Source organism: Novosphingobium barchaimii LL02, assembly GCF_001046635.1.
Lineage (GTDB): Bacteria > Pseudomonadota > Alphaproteobacteria > Sphingomonadales > Sphingomonadaceae > Novosphingobium > Novosphingobium barchaimii.
On the sequence record NZ_KQ130454.1, the window covers coordinates 328,174 to 345,131 of the forward strand.

Sequence of the window (16,958 nt, forward strand, 5' to 3'; positions counted from 1 at the left end):
TTGATCCCGGCTTCAGGTGATGGGAACGGGCGCTAGACCGCCCGGCTTTTCATCAGCGGCTGGATGCGGGTGCCGAAATTCTCCACCCCTTCGACGAAATCGTCGAAGGTCAGCAGGACGCCGCCGGTGCCGGGCACCTCGGCCATCTCGTCAAGCATCTTGGCCACCGTCTCGTAGCTGCCGACCAGGGTGCCCATGTTGATGTTCACCGCGCCTTCGGGGGCGGCCAGCTGGCGCACGTTGGTGTCGGTGTTGACGGTGTCCTTGGCGCCCTGATCCGCCAGCCACGAGATCGCATCGATATCGACGCCCTCGTTATAGAGCTGCCATTTCGCCTGCGCCTCGGCGTCGGTTTCGGCGGCGATGATCATGACGAGGACGAACACCTGCACGTCGCGCCCGGTTTCGGCGGTGAACTTCGCCAGGCGCGCGTTGTTCGAGGCGAAGGCGGTGGGCGTGTTGACGCCCTTGCCGAGGCAGAAGGCATAGTCCGCCCACTTGGCCGAAAATGCCAGGCCCGCATCGGAAGACCCGGCGCAGATGATCTTCATGTCGCCCTGAGGCACCGGCCGCACAAGGCAGTCGTCCATCTGATAATGCTCGCCCTTGAAGTCCGAGCGGCCGGTTTCCCACAATTCGCGCAGGATGCGGGCGTATTCGTCCAGCACCTGATAGCGATTGCGGAAATGCTCCTCGCCCGGCCACAGGCCCATCTGGGTGTACTCGGGCGGCTGCCAGCCGGTGATGAGGTTCAGCCCGAAACGGCCGTGGCTGATGCTGTCGATCGTGTTGCACATGCGCGCCGCGAAGGCGGGCGGGATGATCAGCGTGGGGCAGGTGGCGTAGATCTTGATCTTCTCGGTCACGGCGGCAAGGCCGGACATCAGCGTGAAGCTCTCCAGCCCATATTCCCAGAACTCGGACTTGCCGCCGAAACCGCGCAGCTTGATCATCGAGAGCAGGAAATCGAGGCCATACTTCTCGGCGCGCAGAGCGATCTCCTTGTTGAGATCGAAGCTGGGCATGTACTGCGGCGAGGTCGTGCTGATCAGCCAGCCGTTGTTGTTGATGGGCACGAAAACGCCGACTTGCATGGATTAACTCCCGAGAAATCCCAGAACGAGGCGATTGAAACCGGCCGGATCGGTGACATTGCAGGCATGGCCGCCCCACTCGAACGTGGCGACATCGGCGCCGGGGATCGGCTCCGCCAGATCGAGCGAGGCGGAATGCGGCACCAGAAAATCGTCGCGCGTGGCGATGACCAGCACGTCCCGCAGCTTCGCCAGCCGCTGCGCCGAAGGGGCATAGGCGCGCACGGCGGCAATGCGCTTTTCCATCGTTTCCGCGCCGGGGAAGCTGGCAAGATGGTGGGCGAACTCCGCCTCAAGTTCGGCGTCGTGGCTGGCGATCCAGTCGGGCGGGAACAGGAACAGCGGCTGGGCGCGCAGGAAGGCTTCCACCCCTGCCCCGCGCAGGATCGCCAGCCGCGCCTCGAAACAGCGGCGGGTGTGCGGGCTGAGGGTGTGCCAGCCGTTGACGATAACCAGCCTGTCGATCCGGCCAGACAGCAGCGCCGTCTCGATGCCGATCATGCCGCCCAGCGCGTGACCGATGAAATGCGCGCGCTCGATACCCAGTGCGTCCATCAGCGCGGTCACGTCCCGCGCCATCGCCTCGATCGAGGTGGTTTCCGGCAAAGCACGGTCGCTGCGCCCGGTGCCGCGCTGGTCGTACGTGAGGACGCGGTACTTTTCCGAAAGCGCGGCGAGGTTGGGCGCCCAGTATCCGCCGGCACCGCCAAGGCCGCTCGACAGGATCAGCGTGGGCGCGTCGTCCGGCCCGTGGAATTCGTAGTGGAGGCCGCTGCCCGTCATGAGCGGGGCTGCGGTTTGCGCCGGGGCTTCGACAAGCTCAGCCTGAGCGGTGTTCGGAAAGATGTGTCCTTAACTCCGCTCAGCCTGAGCGGGGTTGGGAAAGATGTGTGCTCAACTCCGCTCAGGCTGAGCTTGTCGAAGCCCCACCGGCAAGGCACAACCGCCTCACCCAAGATGCGCGACCGAGGCGATCTCGACCAGGCAGTCCGGCTTCACCAGATCGCATTTGATGCAGTAGCGCGCCGGTTTGTCGCCGGGGAAGTATTCCGCGTAGACCGCGTTGAAGGCGGCATAATCCGCCATGTCCTTGAGGAAGATGTGGTTCATCGCCACGTCCGCCATGGTGCCGCCGGCCGCCTCGACCGTGATGCGGATCGCCTCCAGAACATGGCGCGTCTGCGCCGCTGCATCACCGATGTGGAGCACCGCGCCCCCCTCGCCCAGCGCCAGCATGCCCGATACATAAAGCGTGCCGCCCGCTTTCGCCCCGGCCGAATAGGGCGCTATGGGCGCGGGGAACTGCGGCGGGTTGATGGCTTCGAAGGGCAACGGGTTACTCCTTTGGGGGAAGCTGGCTCACGGCGGTCTGGAAATCGGCGACGGTGCTGACCCAGCCGAAGAATTTCTCGACGTTGTAGACGGTGGCCTGCATGATGAAGTCCGGGCCCAGATGATGGGTCGCATCTTCCAGCAGCACGCCGAAATATTCGAGGTGGAAACCGTCGCGCAGGGTCGATTCGACGCAGACGTTGGTGGCGATGCCGGTGAACACCAGCGTGCGAATGCCCCGCGCGCGCAAAACCGCATCGAGCTGCGAATTGAAGAACGCCGAATAGCGCGGCTTGTGGACGCGCAGGTCGCCTTGCCTGGGCGTCAGCGCATCGACCAGTTCATAGTCCCAGCCTCCGCGAGCCAGGAACTTGCCGGTCAGTTCGGGCCGCTTGCGCATCGTCTTGAGCGCGTTGGACTTGTGCCAGTTAGGCGACATCGGCGTGCCCGCCTCGACATAGTCCGGGTCCCACCCGTTCTGCAGGAACACCACGGTCATGCCCGCCGCCCGCGCGGTATCGAGCACAGCGCCGACGCGGCCGATCACGGCAGCGGCCGGGCCGACATCGAAGCCCGCCTCATCCACGTAGCCGCCTTTGGTCGCATAGGCGTTCTGCATGTCGACGACGATGACGGCGGTAGTGGCTGGATCGAGCCGGATCGCTTCGGGCCGCGCGGAAAGAACCGCAGAGGGGCCGGAAGATGCGGGGGCGGGGTCGACGATGGTATCGCTCACCCGGACACTATTGTGCAGGCGCGAATGGGGGTCAACCCGCCTTGAAGGCGCTAGACTTTCAGCAGGGACGCAGCCCCGACGAAGTGCGCTCCCGGTGCGGGCGCACGCCCAGAAGCCGCTCCAGTGCAGCGGCAAAACCGGCATTGCGCCGCCGATTGGTCGCCTGCATGAGGCCCACATCCATTCCGCCGAGCAGCTGGATGCCGAACTCCCCGTCGCCCACCCAGCGTACTTCCGCTTTCAGGTCCACCTGGCCGGGCAGCGCCACGCGCAGCGTATCGCCGCAGTTGGGGAGCAGAGTGCGCGAGGCTATGCACATGCCGCCGGGCGACACGTTGCGCACGATCACGTCCTGCCCGGACCGCCCTTCGCGCCCGATCACGGCACGGATCAGAGTGCGCACGCGCGGCGATCGGTGGGGCCGCTCGCCTTGGCCATCGGCAGTGCCTTCAGCGGCAGCGACATGCGGCGTGCGCAGCGCGGCGGTCTTCAGCCATTCGGCGTCCGTGCCAGCGAAAAGCCCATCGGTGCCTGTTCCATCTGGGTCTGTCATTTCGTTCGTGCGCCTTTTCGAATTCGCCTTCCGGGTGTGAACCGGGGCAGGTCGATCGCTTCGGACCGGAGGCGCGTCGGCGGGGGGAAGGCGTGGCGGCTCCGGTCCGACGTCATTTTGCCGCCCGGTGCTTTTTGGATGGTTAACAGCTCACTTCCGTATTTTAACGATGAAATCGATTGAATTTGCTGGGAATGAGAAGCCCTCCCCACCGAGAATCGCAAATGTTCGTGATGCGTTTTTCCGTTGCAAAGATTGCAACAGGCCCCTTCCCCCTTGTCGCGCTGCAATAAATCCTGACATGAAAGGATAGCATGCTGCGCCAGTACGAACTCGTCGAACGCGTCAAGGAATACGCACCGGAGGCCGATGAGGCCCTGCTCAACCGCGCCTATGTCTATACCGTGCAGAAGCACGGCAGTCAGAAGCGCGCCAGCGGAGACCCCTATTTCAGCCATCCGGTAGAAGTGGCCGGCTTGATGACCGAGCTGAAACTCGATCAGCAGACGATCATGACCGCCCTGCTCCATGATACCGTGGAAGACACGCTGGCCACGATCGAGGAGATCGAGAAGCTGTTCGGCCCCGATGTGGCCCGGCTGGTCGACGGCGTGACCAAGCTCTCCAAGATCGAGGCGATGACCGAGAGCGAGCGCGCGGCCGAAAACCTGCGCAAGTTCCTGCTGGCGATGAGCGAGGACCTGCGCGTCCTGCTCGTGAAACTGGCCGACCGGCTGCACAACATGCGCACCCTCCACTTCATCAAGAAGCCGGAGAAACGCCAGCGCATCGCCCGCGAAACCATGGATATCTACGCGCCGCTGGCGGAGCGCGTGGGCATGTACGAATACATGCGCGAGATGCAACTGCTCGCCTTCGAGCAGTTGGAGCCGGAAGGCTACGCTACGATCACCGGGCGTCTCGCCCAGATTCGCAGCCAGGAAGGCGGACAGGTCGACGCCATTGCCCTGTCGATCAAGCAGGCGCTGGCCGAAGCCGGCCTCAACGTCGAGGTTTCCGGCCGCGAAAAGCACCCCTACTCGATCTGGCGCAAGATGGCCGAGCGCCACGTCACCTTCGAGCAGATCACCGACATCATGGCCTTCCGCGTCCTGACGGATAGCGTGGAAGACACCTACAAGGCGCTGGGCGTCCTCCACCAGGCCTGGCAGATGATCCCGGGCAGGTTCAAGGACTACATCTCCACGCCCAAGTCCAACGGCTATCAGTCGTTGCACACCGCGCTGATCTTCCAGCGCTCGATGCGCATGGAAGTCCAGATCCGCACCCAGGACATGCACCGCCTCAACGAATTCGGCCTCGCCGCGCACTGGGCCTATAAACAGGGCGGCGTGCGGCCTGACGGTCAAGTCGGCTGGCTGCGCGATCTCATCGAGATCGTCGATGCCAGCCACGATGCCGAAGAACTGCTCGAAAACACGAAGATGGCGATCTACCAGGACCGCATCTTCGCCTTCACTCCCAAGGGTGCGCTGTTCCAGTTGCCCAAGGGATCCACCACGGTGGACTTCGCCTATGCCGTCCACACCAACCTCGGCAACGCCGCCGTCGGCGCCAAGATCAACGGCCGCCACGTGCCGCTGCGCACCCAGCTGGCCAACGGCGATGTCGTCGATATCATCAAGAGCCCTAATTCAGAACCACAGCTGCCCTGGCTCGGCTTCGTCGTCACCGGCAAGGCCCGCGCCGCCATCCGCCGGGCGGTACGCGCCAAGGAACGCGCCGAAGTCGCCGAGATCGGCTCCAAGCTCTACGACGAGATCGCCGGCCGCCTGCCCCAGCGCATCGGCAAGAAAGCCCTCTCCGGCGCCATCGAAAGGCTGGACCTGCGCGATGAGGAAGACCTGATGTTCGCCATCGGCTCTGCCCGCTTCACCGACCGGCAGGTGATGGAAGCCCTGGTCCCCGGCAGCACCGCCGAACTGCCCGAAGACCCGGAATGGACCCGCGCCGAACGCGCGATCTCGATCCGCGGCCTGACGCCCGGAATGGGCTTCGAACTGGCCGAATGCTGCCACCCCGTCCCCGGCGACCGCATCGTCGGCCTGCGCCGCCCGGACCACAAGGTGGAAGTGCACACGATCGACTGCATGACACTCGCCAGCGGCGTCGATGCAGACTGGCTGGACCTGTCCTGGGGCGAACGTACCACCGGCGCCGTCGGACGCCTGAGACTGGTGCTCTACAACCGCCCCGGTACGCTGGCCGAAGTGACACAGATTTTCGCCAGCAACCGCGCGAACGTCACCAACCTTCAGATGACCCAGCGCGACGAACCCTTCGGCACATACGAAGTGGATCTCGAAGTGTCCGACCTCGCACACCTGACGCGGATTTCCGGGGCTTTGCGGGCTAGTGAGGCCGTTGCCGACGCGGAGCGGATTTAAGGGGAAGGCGACATTAAAAAGGAAGGCCTGGGGCCATCGCCCCAGACCCCTTTACTGTCGTCGTAGTGCGCGCAGTTGCCTTGCGCGCTCCTTGCCGCCGGAGGCTATGATGTCTCCCGGCTCACCGGGGGCGCCCTATGGAAGCTGCACGCGGAACCTCGACATTCCCGGGGTCTGGGGCGATGACCCCAGGTCTTCCCTTCAAACCTCCAGAAACACTTCCACCTCATCCCCTTCGACAAGGTCTTCCGCCCGGCGCACCGCAGCCTTCACCGGCAGCAGCCATCCTCCGTCCGACTTGCTCGGGAACACCGAGGTCGCAAAGCCGGTCCCGCCGATGCGCGCCTTGACCTTCAGCGAGCCGAAACCGCGCGACACGCCTTCCAGCTTGCGCATGATCGCGGTGCCCGAAAGCGCCTCCGCCGCCGCGCCGTCGATGGTGAGGAAGTGCCAGGTTCCGTTGTTCGAGCCGCCCGTCCAGCGCCACAGCGGGCCGGTATGCGTCAGTTGCTCCGTCATCACCCCGCTCACCGCTTCGCCTCGCGAACCGGTACCTGGACGTTACACACGTCGACGCCGCCTGCGGGCCGGATGTAGAAATCGTCTTTCCGGTTCGCCCGCTTGAAGGCGTAGGCTGCAAAGCTGGAGCTACCGGTGGAAAGGTACTCGTAGGCCGGCAGCCCCGGAACCTCGTCGCCCATCCTTACCGAGACGATCGGCGTGCGCTCCTGCGCCGTTTCGTAAAAGCCCAGCGCTCCCGTCCCGCGTGGTAGCGAGGAGAGGTTCTCCATCCCCGCGATGATCCGCCCGACCAGCGCTATGTTGCGGTCGAGCTGGCGCGGCGCCTGTCCGATCACGGTATAGAGTTCCGCGCCAGTGCCGGTGTCCGGCGAAACGTTGCGGCCCACGCCGACCATGCCGTAGCAGTGGACGGGCCAGACATCGGTTCGGACAACCGCATCGCCGCCCTTTTCCTGCGACTGCAGCCCGATGGGCCAACCCTCCAGGATGCCTGTCCCCGGCGCATAGTCATCATTGCCCGGCGCCACGGCAAGAAAGCGCTGAAGGCGGCCTTCCGGCGACAGGATATAGCCTGCACTGCCCTCCTTTTCCGGCGGTTCGAAAGCAGCGCCATAATGCGCGGCGTAGTCCTGCTCCCGGCTGGCGCTGAGCCCTTGCGGCAGCGCCTTTGCCTTGCCCGGCGTCTCTCCATCGGGGTCGCCCCACTGCACGACGTAATTGTCCTGAACGCGCACCACGGCGATCCCGTCGAACCAGCGCGCGGCTACAAGCTTGCGGATGTTCCCGGTCCACCCTTGCAAGAACGGCGCCGGCATCAACTGGATCACCACCCGCCGGGCGCGCCCCTTCGCGTCCGGGGCAAGATCCATCACCATGAGGTCCGCCGGCGCGATGCGCGACCAGTCAGCCTGCGGCGCCGCCGCGACGATATCGCCCGGCGTCAACGGCTTGGGTGGATCTGCCGCCGCCAGGGGTGAGGTAAAAAGGCCGGCAAAGGCCAGGCTGGAAAGAAATATGCGCATTGGCCCCTCATGCCACCCTCACACCGCTTGCGAAACCCCGCAGCCCACGCTAGGGGCCAGCGCCTATCCAGTGCATGCGGAGCGGTGGCCGAGTGGTCGAAGGCGCTCGCCTGGAAAGTGAGTATACGCCAAAAGCGTATCGAGGGTTCGAATCCCTCCCGCTCCGCCAGCAGGTTACCTGCAATCAGCCCGAGCCCGATCTGCCGGGTGCCGCGCATTCCGCAAACCAACTCTCACCAGCTTCAAAGCGATTGTTGCATTGCAGCAACATTCGCAAAAAGCTGGATACTCCCCGCCTTGCAATTCTGTAATCATGCCGCCTTCGCCACCGATAAGGGGGGTATACGGCATGAAAGCACCTGTTTTACTGAAACTCGTTTCGGACAAGGCTTTTGCGAACGAGCGCGTCAGGATCGACGGTACGGAATTTCAACGCTGCACGTTCGAGAACTGCATCCTCACTTATACCGGCGCTGGACGCTTCATTCTGCATGATTGCGACGGTGCAGACGGCGCGGTTGAATTCGAAGGACCCGCCGCAAGCACTCTTCATGCGCTGCAAAGCGCCTATGCCGATGGCATGGACGGTTGGGTTGAGGGCATTTTCGCCAGCATCCGAAACCTGAAGCCGGATATCCGGGCAGGCAGCTAACCGAAAAACGTCGCTGTGGCCGTGCTGCACGAACGATTGGTTTTGCTCTTCGCGACGAAAAATGCCGCCAACCCATTCAAAAATGGGCCTTGCAGCCCTATATGGACCATGTGGCCGATACGTCGGTCCGGGGCCCATATCCGTTAGTGCGATTTCCCGCTTTGCGTAGCGCTGCGAATCGCATTAATGACGCCCAAATCCGATCACACGGCAATAACGATTCAGGAGAACGTCTATAGCACCCCCTCCCCGGCGTATGATGACGCCACCGGTCAAGAGTGGACCGCGGTTCAATAACATGATCCAGTCGGACAAGGTCCGGGTTATCGACCATGAAGGCGAAAACCTCGGCGTCATGTACACGCGCGAAGCGATCGAACAGGCGAACGGCGTAGGCCTCGACCTGGTCGAAGTCTCGCCCAATGCCGATCCGCCGGTGTGCAAGTTCCTCGATGTTGGCAAGTACCGGTATGAGGCCCAGAAAAAGGCCAATGCCGCGCGCAAGACCCAGAAGACGCAGGAGATCAAAGAGATCAAGATGCGTCCTAACATCGACGACCACGACTATGACGTGAAGATGCGCAACATCCATCGCTTCATCGAAGACGGCGACAAGGTGAAGGTCACCCTGCGCTTCCGTGGCCGCGAACTTTCGCACCAGCAGCTGGGCATGGACCTGCTGCGCCGCGTCCAGACCGACTGCGAGGAGATAGCCAAGATCGAGGCTTATCCCCGTATGGAAGGTCGCCAGATGCTGATGGTGCTCTCGCCCAAATAAGGCGAGGCCCCGGATCATGACGGGACACGAAGGGCGCGGCCGTTGGTCGCGCCCTTTCTCGTTCGATTGGCTTGGGGCTGAAACCCGCCTTACGGTGACAAGTCGGCTGGACCGCGGCGCAAGCGCATTTTGACAGGCGGGTCGGTCTTGCCCCTCTCTTCGAGCAGGACGAGGGCGTCGTTGCCATCGCTCACCAGTGCTGCCGCACCGCTAGGCTGGATCAGTTGGATCGCGCAGACCCTCTGGTCCGCATCCGCACGCCCTCGTGGAAGGCCGCCCCGGGTAGCAAGCGCGGCAAACTCCTGACGCAGCACCTGCCGGCTTACCTGGCCGAAATCGCGCGAGACGACATAGGCGATCTTCGTGCGCGTCATGCCGGATATCACCGTCACTGTCGCCCTTTCGACCAAGACGCCTTCGCCCCTGCGCCTTGCATCCACCCACTCGCCCAAGAAATCGCTGATCCGGCAAACCGGGCCCGGCACCGGCCTGGTATCCGCATCCGAACACCCCGCCAGCCCCAGCAACCCTACAACGAAAAGCAGGGCGGGACGCCGCACGCCGCTCATGCCCGGGCAGGCCGCAGCATTCGGCAACCGGCCCGCATGATCGGCTCAAAAAGATGGGAGCAGGGCTTGACCATGATGTCCTGCCGCCTGTCGGTCGCCGCTGCCAGACTATGCGCGTCGTAGAACATCGCATGGAATCCCTTCACGCGGACGACGGCATCATCCGGGAACATCTTATCGTCATGATCATGCAAATCGAACGGGACACCCGCCGCAGTGATCCGCCGAGCCAACTTTCAGTCGATGTCAAGAACCCCTGATCGGAAGATATGAACTACCGATCTATTGGATTTAGTAGTCGCTATCGATCAACCAAGTCAACCAAGTTAACGACAGCGCTCGCGGCCTGGAACTCTGGCACAATTGTCTAAAATATCTCGGAAATTCAAGCACCGTATTAAGACGCGTCTTGAATGGAGCGAGCGTTAAGAGACCGTTTGAGAATGGGCTCTGCCCATCCTGCCGCACCAGCCCACTTTCAAAATGCGCTCTTCTGCGCATTTTCAAACGGTCTCTCAGCCCTTCCACTCGCGGCGATCTTCGGCCGCGCGCAGGACTTCATAGGCGACCTGATATATCTGGAAAGCCTTGGCGGCTTCCGCATCGCCCGGACGCACATCGGGGTGAACTTCCTTGGCGCGGCTGCGCCAGGCCTTCTTCACCGCATCGAAGTCCGCATCGGGGTCCAGCCCCAGCGCTTCGAGGGCGCGCAGTTCATCGCCGCTGCGAGAGCCGTCGCCCGAGCCGGTCCAGCCGTAATGCGCCGTTTCCTTGAAACCGGAGAAATCCGAACGCTCCTGCGCCTCGCGCATGGCCGCTTCCTCGGCGTCAAGGCCGGCGAAATAGTCCCATCCCGAATTGTATTCGGCGGCGTGCTTCTGGCAGAAGTACCAGCGGTCGGGATTGTTCGGGCTCTTTGGCGCGGGGCAGTTGCCCGGATCGTTGCACCCGTGCCGATCGCACAGACGCACCTGCGCCGCATCGCGCGAACTGCCATAGCCGCGCCAGCGAGGGAATCCCCAGTCGGATGATCGACGTACGCGGCTCATCCGGGGGGCGATAAGCCGCGACTCGACGGCGATGCAACCCCTGCCCACCATTTCGGGGCGAAATCAGCGCCGCGCGGGCAAGTTTCGGGCCCGAAAAGCAGTAACCGCCCTTCGGGCCCGATGTGCATCAATTGTTCAGCCAGTGCCCGATCAGTCAATCGTGACGGTCACGGCGCGGCGATTCTGCGCCCACGACTGCTCGTCGGAACCCAGCGCGATCGGGCGCTCCTTGCCGAAGCTGACAGTCGAGAGACGCGCAGGGTTCACGCCCAGGCTGATGAGGTAGTTCTTGGCGGAATTGGCCCTGCGTTCGCCCAGTGCAAGGTTGTACTCACGGGTGCCGCGCTCGTCCGCGTGACCTTCGATGGTGGCGCGCTTGGACGGATACTGCATCAGCCACTGCGCCTGCTTGGACAGCGCCTGCTGGTCTTCGGGATCGACGTCGGACTTGTCGAGCGCGAAGTAGATCGTGTCCGAACCCATCATCTTCGCGACGAAGTCAGCCTGGCTGCCTGCCATCGCGCCCATCGAAGAATTGTCGGAACCGTTCGACGAGGTGGCCGGGCCCGGCTCGGGCGGAAGCTGCGCAGGGGCTTTCTTGCCGCAAGCCGAGAGTGCCAGCGCACCGGCGACGACGATAGCCACGGTTCCGGTGCGGTTCATCCGGGCAAACGTGAGAATGGAAGGCATCAGGCGGTCTCCTATGCTGCTCAGCCCCGTAGAATGGCCGGCATGGTCTGTAGTTCCGTTCAATATTTAACACAGTTATCCTGAACGGGCGCCAACGAATCCCGAAAGCCTCGCCGACGCCGGTTCGAAACCTGCGCGATCAGGGGCGAACGGGGCCCCAGGCCGGGTCCGAAGCACCGACCGGCGTGGGCAGCTTGCGCTCGTTACGGCCCGTCAGGTCGACCTGCCAGATCCCCGCGACGCCGGTGCTCTTGGTCGTGCGGAAGAACTGCACGATGCGCCCGTTCGGCGACCAGGTAGGCGCCTCGTCCTGCCACGAATCGGTGAGGTGGCGCATGCCGCCGCCGCTCGGGCTCATTACGGCCACGCGCAGGTTACCCGCGATGTGGGTGAAGGCGATCTGGTCGCCGCGTGGGCTCCATTCCGGCGTGGCCGCGCGGCCGCCGAAGAAGCTGATGCGCTTCTGGCCGGAACCGTCCGCTGCCATCACATAGATCTGCTGGCTGCCCGAACGGTCGCTTTCGAACACGATCTGGCGCCCATCGGGCGAATAGCTGCCGCCGATGTTGATGCCCGGCCCGTTGGTCAGTCGCTGCGGAGTGCCGCCGCCGGCCGAGGAAATGCGGTAAATGTCGGTCGTGCCGCTCTTGGCCATCGAATAGAGCACCCACTTGCCATCAGGCGACCAGCGCGGAGCCAGCGTGGGGTTGCCGGTGCGCGCGATCAGGGTCTGGCGATCGGTCGCAAGATCATAGGAATAGATGCTCGGCTGCCCGTTGAGATAGGACAGATAGAGAATCTTCGAATAGTCCGGCGAATAGCGCGGGGTCAGCGCCATGGCCTGGCCGCTGGTCAGGTAGCGGTGATTGGCACCGTCAGAATCCATGATCGCCAGCCGCTTCATGCGGTGATCCTTGGGGCCGGTCTCGGCAATATAGGCGATCTTGGAATCGAAGAACGGGCTTTCGCCGGACAGGCGCGAATAGACCATGTCGGCGCACTTGTGCGCGGCGCGGCGCCAGTCGGACGGCGGAACCTGCCAGCCGCCCTTCACGAGCTGCTGCTTGAGGCGCACGTCGTAGAGATAGCAGCCCACGGTGATCGTGCCATCGCCGCCGGCGCGCACGAAACCCTGTACCAGCATGTCGGCACTGCGCGAGGCCCAGGTGCCGTAATCGGGCGCCTGGATCTGGGCATAGGCAGGCTGCGGCAGTCCGTCCGGGCCGGATGGCTTGAACAGGCCGTTGTTCTTGAGATCGCCGGCAACCACCTGCGACAACGCACGCCCGAGCGCCGCGGTGGAGCCGGCATTGGTGCGCGTGGGCACGTCGGCATCGGTTGCGAACGAGGTGATGGCGATGCCGAGGTCCTGCCACTCGCTGTCGTCCGACACGGTGACTTCGAGGCCGCCGTCGCCCTCTGCCGGGGGCACCGCAACCGGCACTGCAACCGGGACGGCCGCCTGGGCAAAGGCGGTCCCGGTTCCTGCCAGCGAACTCGAAAGCATCAGTCCCAAAGCGAGGATATGGGTTATCTTCATTGCGATAGCCTTCTGTCAAAGTTGGTCGTCACGACCTTCCAGCCTTCGTAAAGGTCATCGGGCAGATTGAACGGCGCGGCAAGCTTCACCGCGCGGATGGCCTGTTCCTGATGGCGCGTCACCTGCGCCTGGTTCGCGGCGTTCTGGCCGGTGGTGCTGACAACCTGCGGCTCGCCGGAAAGGCTGCCATCGCGGGCCAGGCGGAAACGCACCTTGGTGACGAGCAGCTCCACATCAGCACCCTGGGGCGCCTGCCAGTGCGGCTTGAGCTGGCGGCTGATCGCCGCGCCAAGCGCAGAGCGCGCGGAAGCGCCGATCTGCGATGCGGGCGTGCCGGTCTGCTTGGGTGCGCTGGCGCCGGGAGTGCCAGCCTTGAACGCATCGTCGAATGCGCTGCTGCCGGCCTTCTTGGGCGGAGACGCGCTTGTGCTCGAACCTGCGGTACGGCCCGGAGGCGCAGGCTTGGGCTTGGACTTCACGATATCGTCGATCGCGCTCGACTTGCGGGTCGTCGGCGGAGCGGGCTTCCTGGGCGGCGCCTTGGGGGCAGGCTTGGGCGCGGGTTTCGGCGCAGCCTTGGGAGGTGCCGGCTTGGGTTTGGGTTTCGGCTCAGGCTTGGGCTGCGGCTTGGGAGCAGGCTTCGGCGGCGCCTTGGGGGCGGGCTTGGGCACCGGTTTCGGCTTGGGCTCAGGCTTGGGCGGCTGAGGCTTTTCCACCACGCGCGGCGCAGGCTCCGGCGCGGCCTTGGGCTCGGGCCGCGGCGCGGGGGCAGGTTCGGCCTCAGCCTCGGGCGCGGCTTCGGGCGCCGGTTCGCCCAGCTCCGGGCTTTTGTCGGGTGCAGCCTGTGCGTTCGGATTGGGCGAAGTCGAAGTCTTGGCGATCTCGTCGCTGATCGTCACTTCGATGCGCGGGGGGGGCTTGACCACATCGTTGTGGCGCGGGCTGAACAAAATCGCCCCAAGCACGGCCAGGTGCAACGCGATCGCGGCGCCCAGGCCAATGCCTTCATCCTTGCGCAGTCCTTTCGATGCCATCAGGTGGACCCTACCGCGCGCGCCTTAACCGCCGCTGACATCGGTCACCAGAGAGATCGAGGTAAAGCCCGCACGGTTCAGTTCGCCCATGACCTCCATCACCCGGCCATAGTCGAGCGCCTTGTCGGCGCGCAGCGTGACCAGCGGGGGCTTGCCCTCGGCGTCCTTCGGGGTCGCGGCAAGGCGGTCCGGCAGTTCGCCGGGCGAAAGTTCGTCGGCTTCGTAGAACACCGCGCCGTCGCGGCGCAGGGTGATCTCGATCTGGCCCTGCTCCTCGCTCATCGCCTTCGCGCGGGTCTCGGGCAGTTCAATGGGCACCGCCGCCTTGAGCAGCGGCGCGGTGACCATGAAGATGATCAGCAACACCAGCATCACGTCGACCAGCGGCGTGACGTTGATCTCGGCCATGGGCCCGCGCGAACCACGTCCACGCCTGCGTCCCCGGCCTCCGCCTGCGAGACCCATTCCCATCAGCGCTGCTCCAGCTGGCGGGTCAGCGCTGCATGGAGATGGTCGGCAAAGCGCTGGAGGCGGCTCTCGAAGCCGTTAACCCGGTGCGAGAACCGGTTGTAGGCGATCACCGCCGGAATGGCCGCGAACAGGCCGATGGCGGTGGCGAACAGCGCCTCCGAGATACCCGGAGCAACGACGGCGAGCGAGGAATTCTGCTGCTGGCCGATGTCGAAGAAGCTCTTCATGATGCCCCAGACGGTGCCGAACAGACCCACGAACGGCGCCACGGAACCCACGGTCGCCAGGAAGTTGAGGCGGTCGGACAGCTTGTCGGCTTCCTCGCCCACGGCCGCGTTCATGATCAGGGCGATGCGCTGGCGCGCGCCTTCAGCGTCGACGTTGACGCCCACGTTGCGGCGCCATTCACCAAGGCCCGCGCCTGCGACCTTGCCCATCGGCACATCGCCGCGGCGGCGTTCCTTCTGATAGGTTTCGAAGTTCTGGGCTTCCCAGAAGCCCTCCTCGTACTCGTTGCAGCGGCGCGAGGCCGAGCCCATGCGCAGGGTGAAGGTGATGATGATCGTCCACACCCAGACGCTGGCGAGCACGAGGCCGGCCATGATCGCCTGAACCACGATGTCGGCATCGAGGAACAGCTTCACCGGGTTGAGACCGCCGGATTCCCCAGCGAAAGAAATGGTGGAGGCGAGCAGGTCGAGCGTCATTCTTGTCCTTCCCGGCCGGCTGTGCCGGATTGTGATACTGCGGCGGCTACGCCGGATTTCGAACTGTTTGCCGCCGCGCCGAGATCTGGCGCGGCTTCTGCGGATATTGGAACCAGCGAGGCGAAAGCGCGCTGCCACGCCTCGGGTTGCCTGCGCGGTCGTCCTTCAGGACTGATGAACCCGACCTTTACCGTGGCCTCGCAAAGCCGGACGGAGCCGCGCCTTGCGACCTGCCGCAAGGTAGCTGAGACGCGGCCGATGGTTTCCGCCCACGTGTCGATCACCACCGCATCACCCAGCCTTGCAGAGGCAAGGTAGCGCAAGTTGGCCTCGGCAACGGCGTATAGCCCAAGGCCCGCATCGATCGCGCCGCGCTGGTCGACGCCGAGCATGTCCAGCAGGTCCGAACGGGCCCGCTCGAACCAGCCCAGATAGTTGGCGTGATAGACCACACCGCCCGCATCGGTGTCCTCGTAGAAAACGCGAAGGGCGTAGCGATGGATATCGCCCTCGATGACGCCGGTCTGCGGCGATGGGTCGCGCACGGGCGCGGAGCTTGAAGAGGGATTGTCCGTCATGCCGGCCGGTTGTGTAACGGGGCCGGAGGCGACTTCAACCCCGAAGCCATGAGAACATGGCCTCGCAGGCTGAACCGACAGGTAAATTTTTCGTGATCGGGTGGATGTCAGTCCACGATCATCTGGAAGAATTCTCGACCGCCGAAGATGTGGACGTGCAGGTGAGGCACTTCCTGATGCCCGGCGCGGCCCATGTTGACCATCAGGCGATAGCCCGGCCCGTCGAGTTCCAGCTGGCGCGTGACATTGCCTACCGCCCGCATGAACCCGGCGATCTCGGCATCTTCGGCCTTGGCGGTGAAATCGTCCCACGACACGTAGGGGCCCCTGGGTATCACCAGCACGTGAACCGGCGCCTGCGGGCGGATATCGTTGAAAGCCAGCGCGTGCTCATCCTCGTAGACTTTCGAGCACGGCAATTCGTCGCGCAGGATCTTCGCGAAGATGTTGTTGGCGTCGTAGGGCAGGCGGGGATCGATGGGCATATGTCTCTCCGGTGAGGTGCGGGCCGGGTGGATGCAGCTTTCAGTCCTTGGGGCGCGCGGCTTTCTCGGCGATGCCGGACGTACCCTCGCGCCGGTCCAGTTCGGCCATGACATCGGCCAGCGGCACGTCTTTCGCGGCCAGAAGGACCATGAGGTGGAAAATCAGGTCCGCCGCCTCTCCCACCAGCGCTTCGCGGCTTTCGGTCAGCGCGGCGATCACCGTTTCGGTGGCCTCCTCGCCCAGCTTCTGGGCGATCTTGCCCGGGCCCTTGGCGTTGAGGCGGGCGACGTAGCTCGAATCGGGATCGGCGCTCAGGCGCTGGGCGATCGTGGCTTCGAGGCGCGCGAGGGTGTCGGGACTGCTCATGATGCGCCTGCCAATGCGGCCCGGCGCGGGCGCGGTCAAGCCGTCAGCGTAGCACAACGATCAGTCTTCGCCCTCACCGTCGCCGCGCTTGGACGACAGTTTGCGGCCGATCGCGACGCCCGCGACGCCCATCGCCAGCAGGAACATGCTGCTGGGCTCGGGCAAGGGAATCCCGCCCGCCGCATAGGCTGGGCTGGACACCGCGAGAAGCGGGACGAGCGCTGGCAGGTATCTTAAGATTTTCACCGAGAGGTTCCTGCGTGTCGAAATTGACGCCTGCCCCATCGGCCCATTACCGCATCGCAGCAAGTGCTGCCTCGCAAATGTCCCGATTAGAACCAGTCAACAATGGTAAATTGGCCCGTTAAGGC

Annotated in this window: 23 protein-coding genes and 1 tRNA gene; 6 read left to right on the forward strand and 18 right to left on the reverse strand. The window is 64.3% G+C overall.

Annotated features, from left to right (window positions below; translation table 11 throughout):
* Positions 1–32: 32 nt before the first annotated feature.
* The 5 genes from rutA to V474_RS12025 form a co-directional block, all read right to left on the reverse strand.
* Positions 33–1,094, reverse strand: coding sequence for a pyrimidine utilization protein A (gene rutA / locus V474_RS12005; protein ID WP_059151727.1), 1,062 nt, complete (start codon positions 1,092–1,094; stop codon positions 33–35).
* Positions 1,095–1,097: 3 nt separating this feature from the next.
* Positions 1,098–1,877: a pyrimidine utilization protein D gene (gene rutD, locus V474_RS12010; RefSeq protein ID WP_059151728.1), complete on the reverse strand. Its 780-nt coding sequence runs from the start codon at positions 1,875–1,877 to the stop codon at positions 1,098–1,100.
* A gap of 165 nt (positions 1,878–2,042) precedes the next feature.
* Positions 2,043–2,426, reverse strand: a complete 384-nt coding sequence (rutC, locus tag V474_RS12015) for a pyrimidine utilization protein C (protein ID WP_059151729.1) — start codon at positions 2,424–2,426, stop codon at positions 2,043–2,045.
* A gap of 4 nt (positions 2,427–2,430) precedes the next feature.
* Entirely contained in the window at positions 2,431–3,162 is a 732-nt protein-coding gene (gene rutB, locus V474_RS12020) for a pyrimidine utilization protein B (RefSeq protein WP_059151730.1), read from the reverse strand.
* A gap of 58 nt (positions 3,163–3,220) precedes the next feature.
* Positions 3,221–3,715, reverse strand: coding sequence for a PilZ domain-containing protein (locus V474_RS12025; RefSeq protein ID WP_059151731.1), 495 nt, complete (start codon positions 3,713–3,715; stop codon positions 3,221–3,223).
* Positions 3,716–4,029: 314 nt separating this feature from the next.
* Between V474_RS12025 and V474_RS12030 the strand changes: the two genes are divergently transcribed.
* Positions 4,030–6,123 carry a RelA/SpoT family protein gene (locus tag V474_RS12030; RefSeq protein WP_059151732.1) on the forward strand — a complete coding sequence of 698 codons (2,094 nt, stop codon included), beginning with the start codon at positions 4,030–4,032 and terminating at the stop codon, positions 6,121–6,123.
* 201 nt (positions 6,124–6,324) lie between these two features.
* Here V474_RS12030 and V474_RS12035 read toward each other — a convergent pair whose 3' ends face one another.
* A complete protein-coding gene (locus V474_RS12035) occupies positions 6,325–6,642 on the reverse strand; it encodes a DUF1905 domain-containing protein (protein ID WP_059151733.1) in 318 nt (105 codons plus the stop codon).
* Positions 6,643–6,650: 8 nt separating this feature from the next.
* Entirely contained in the window at positions 6,651–7,667 is a 1,017-nt protein-coding gene (locus V474_RS12040) for a peptidylprolyl isomerase (RefSeq protein ID WP_059151734.1), read from the reverse strand.
* A 78-nt stretch (positions 7,668–7,745) separates the two neighbouring features.
* On the opposite strand from V474_RS12040, the gene V474_RS12045 reads away from it, so the two are divergent.
* From V474_RS12045 to infC, 3 genes are all read left to right on the forward strand, one after another.
* Positions 7,746–7,836: transfer RNA gene (locus tag V474_RS12045), tRNA-Ser, on the forward strand.
* A gap of 180 nt (positions 7,837–8,016) precedes the next feature.
* Positions 8,017–8,319: a hypothetical protein gene (locus tag V474_RS12050; protein ID WP_059151735.1), complete on the forward strand. Its 303-nt coding sequence runs from the start codon at positions 8,017–8,019 to the stop codon at positions 8,317–8,319.
* Positions 8,320–8,575: 256 nt separating this feature from the next.
* Entirely contained in the window at positions 8,576–9,097 is a 522-nt protein-coding gene (gene infC, locus V474_RS12055) for a translation initiation factor IF-3 (protein ID WP_059151736.1), read from the forward strand.
* Positions 9,098–9,186: 89 nt separating this feature from the next.
* Here infC and V474_RS12060 read toward each other — a convergent pair whose 3' ends face one another.
* Positions 9,187–9,471, reverse strand: a complete 285-nt coding sequence (locus V474_RS12060) for a hypothetical protein (RefSeq protein ID WP_059151737.1) — start codon at positions 9,469–9,471, stop codon at positions 9,187–9,189.
* Here V474_RS12060 and V474_RS26575 point away from each other — a divergent pair.
* Positions 9,470–9,706 carry a hypothetical protein gene (locus V474_RS26575; RefSeq protein WP_236711231.1) on the forward strand — a complete coding sequence of 79 codons (237 nt, stop codon included), beginning with the start codon at positions 9,470–9,472 and terminating at the stop codon, positions 9,704–9,706. The two genes, V474_RS12060 and V474_RS26575, sit on opposite strands and share 2 nt — an antisense overlap.
* Positions 9,707–9,719: 13 nt before the next feature.
* Positions 9,720–9,926, forward strand: coding sequence for a hypothetical protein (locus V474_RS26580; protein WP_059151739.1), 207 nt, complete (start codon positions 9,720–9,722; stop codon positions 9,924–9,926).
* Between the two features lie 255 nt (positions 9,927–10,181).
* Here the strand turns inward: V474_RS26580 and V474_RS12075 are convergent, their stop codons facing one another.
* From V474_RS12075 to V474_RS12120, 10 genes are all read right to left on the reverse strand, one after another.
* Positions 10,182–10,715 (reverse strand): J domain-containing protein, encoded by a 534-nt coding sequence (locus V474_RS12075; RefSeq protein WP_043971782.1) that lies wholly within the window; start codon positions 10,713–10,715, stop codon positions 10,182–10,184.
* A gap of 150 nt (positions 10,716–10,865) precedes the next feature.
* The gene (gene pal, locus V474_RS12080) at positions 10,866–11,405 is read right to left on the reverse strand and encodes a peptidoglycan-associated lipoprotein Pal (RefSeq protein WP_148649375.1); all 540 of its coding nucleotides are present in this window, start codon (positions 11,403–11,405) and stop codon (positions 10,866–10,868) included.
* A 139-nt stretch (positions 11,406–11,544) separates the two neighbouring features.
* Positions 11,545–12,945: a Tol-Pal system beta propeller repeat protein TolB gene (tolB, locus tag V474_RS12085; RefSeq protein ID WP_059151740.1), complete on the reverse strand. Its 1,401-nt coding sequence runs from the start codon at positions 12,943–12,945 to the stop codon at positions 11,545–11,547.
* The gene (locus V474_RS26195) at positions 12,942–13,979 is read right to left on the reverse strand and encodes a hypothetical protein (RefSeq protein ID WP_059151741.1); all 1,038 of its coding nucleotides are present in this window, start codon (positions 13,977–13,979) and stop codon (positions 12,942–12,944) included. The genes tolB and V474_RS26195 overlap by 4 nt, the downstream gene beginning before the upstream one ends.
* Before the next feature lie 24 nt (positions 13,980–14,003).
* Entirely contained in the window at positions 14,004–14,450 is a 447-nt protein-coding gene (locus tag V474_RS12095; protein ID WP_043971398.1) for an ExbD/TolR family protein, read from the reverse strand.
* Positions 14,450–15,157 carry a protein TolQ gene (gene tolQ, locus V474_RS12100; RefSeq protein ID WP_059151742.1) on the reverse strand — a complete coding sequence of 236 codons (708 nt, stop codon included), beginning with the start codon at positions 15,155–15,157 and terminating at the stop codon, positions 14,450–14,452. Before tolQ ends, V474_RS12095 begins: the two co-directional genes overlap by 1 nt.
* Complete coding sequence (locus tag V474_RS12105) at positions 15,154–15,735, reverse strand: YbgC/FadM family acyl-CoA thioesterase (protein WP_082699761.1); 582 nt, start codon at positions 15,733–15,735, stop codon at positions 15,154–15,156. Before V474_RS12105 ends, tolQ begins: the two co-directional genes overlap by 4 nt.
* A 107-nt stretch (positions 15,736–15,842) precedes the next feature.
* On the reverse strand, positions 15,843–16,220 hold the full coding sequence (locus V474_RS12110; protein WP_059151743.1) for a histidine triad nucleotide-binding protein: 378 nt from the start codon (positions 16,218–16,220) through the stop codon (positions 15,843–15,845).
* Positions 16,221–16,260: 40 nt separating this feature from the next.
* Positions 16,261–16,587 (reverse strand): phosphoribosyl-ATP diphosphatase, encoded by a 327-nt coding sequence (locus V474_RS12115; protein ID WP_059152124.1) that lies wholly within the window; start codon positions 16,585–16,587, stop codon positions 16,261–16,263.
* 60 nt (positions 16,588–16,647) lie between these two features.
* On the reverse strand, positions 16,648–16,833 hold the full coding sequence (locus V474_RS12120) for a PEP-CTERM sorting domain-containing protein (RefSeq protein WP_059151744.1): 186 nt from the start codon (positions 16,831–16,833) through the stop codon (positions 16,648–16,650).
* Positions 16,834–16,958: the final 125 nt, after the last annotated feature.

Coding starts and splice junctions, on each gene's coding strand:
- infC (WP_059151736.1), top strand. CDS start 8,576: ATGATGACGCCACCGGTCAAGAGTGGACCGCGGTTCAATAACATGATC.
- tolB (WP_059151740.1), bottom strand. CDS start 12,945: ATGAAGATAACCCATATCCTCGCTTTGGGACTGATGCTTTCGAGTTCG.
- V474_RS26195 (WP_059151741.1), bottom strand. CDS start 13,979: ATGGCATCGAAAGGACTGCGCAAGGATGAAGGCATTGGCCTGGGCGCC.
- tolQ (WP_059151742.1), bottom strand. CDS start 15,157: ATGACGCTCGACCTGCTCGCCTCCACCATTTCTTTCGCTGGGGAATCC.
- V474_RS12040 (WP_059151734.1), bottom strand. CDS start 7,667: ATGCGCATATTTCTTTCCAGCCTGGCCTTTGCCGGCCTTTTTACCTCA.
- V474_RS12095 (WP_043971398.1), bottom strand. CDS start 14,450: ATGGGAATGGGTCTCGCAGGCGGAGGCCGGGGACGCAGGCGTGGACGT.
- V474_RS12110 (WP_059151743.1), bottom strand. CDS start 16,220: ATGCCCATCGATCCCCGCCTGCCCTACGACGCCAACAACATCTTCGCG.
- V474_RS26575 (WP_236711231.1), top strand. CDS start 9,470: ATGCCGGATATCACCGTCACTGTCGCCCTTTCGACCAAGACGCCTTCG.
- V474_RS12025 (WP_059151731.1), bottom strand. CDS start 3,715: ATGACAGACCCAGATGGAACAGGCACCGATGGGCTTTTCGCTGGCACG.
- V474_RS12060 (WP_059151737.1), bottom strand. CDS start 9,471: ATGACGCGCACGAAGATCGCCTATGTCGTCTCGCGCGATTTCGGCCAG.
- rutA (WP_059151727.1), bottom strand. CDS start 1,094: ATGCAAGTCGGCGTTTTCGTGCCCATCAACAACAACGGCTGGCTGATC.
- V474_RS12075 (WP_043971782.1), bottom strand. CDS start 10,715: ATGAGCCGCGTACGTCGATCATCCGACTGGGGATTCCCTCGCTGGCGC.
- V474_RS12115 (WP_059152124.1), bottom strand. CDS start 16,587: ATGAGCAGTCCCGACACCCTCGCGCGCCTCGAAGCCACGATCGCCCAG.
- V474_RS12050 (WP_059151735.1), top strand. CDS start 8,017: ATGAAAGCACCTGTTTTACTGAAACTCGTTTCGGACAAGGCTTTTGCG.
- V474_RS12035 (WP_059151733.1), bottom strand. CDS start 6,642: ATGACGGAGCAACTGACGCATACCGGCCCGCTGTGGCGCTGGACGGGC.
- rutD (WP_059151728.1), bottom strand. CDS start 1,877: ATGACGGGCAGCGGCCTCCACTACGAATTCCACGGGCCGGACGACGCG.
- V474_RS12105 (WP_082699761.1), bottom strand. CDS start 15,735: ATGACGGACAATCCCTCTTCAAGCTCCGCGCCCGTGCGCGACCCATCG.
- V474_RS26580 (WP_059151739.1), top strand. CDS start 9,720: ATGGGAGCAGGGCTTGACCATGATGTCCTGCCGCCTGTCGGTCGCCGC.
- pal (WP_148649375.1), bottom strand. CDS start 11,405: ATGCCTTCCATTCTCACGTTTGCCCGGATGAACCGCACCGGAACCGTG.
- V474_RS12030 (WP_059151732.1), top strand. CDS start 4,030: ATGCTGCGCCAGTACGAACTCGTCGAACGCGTCAAGGAATACGCACCG.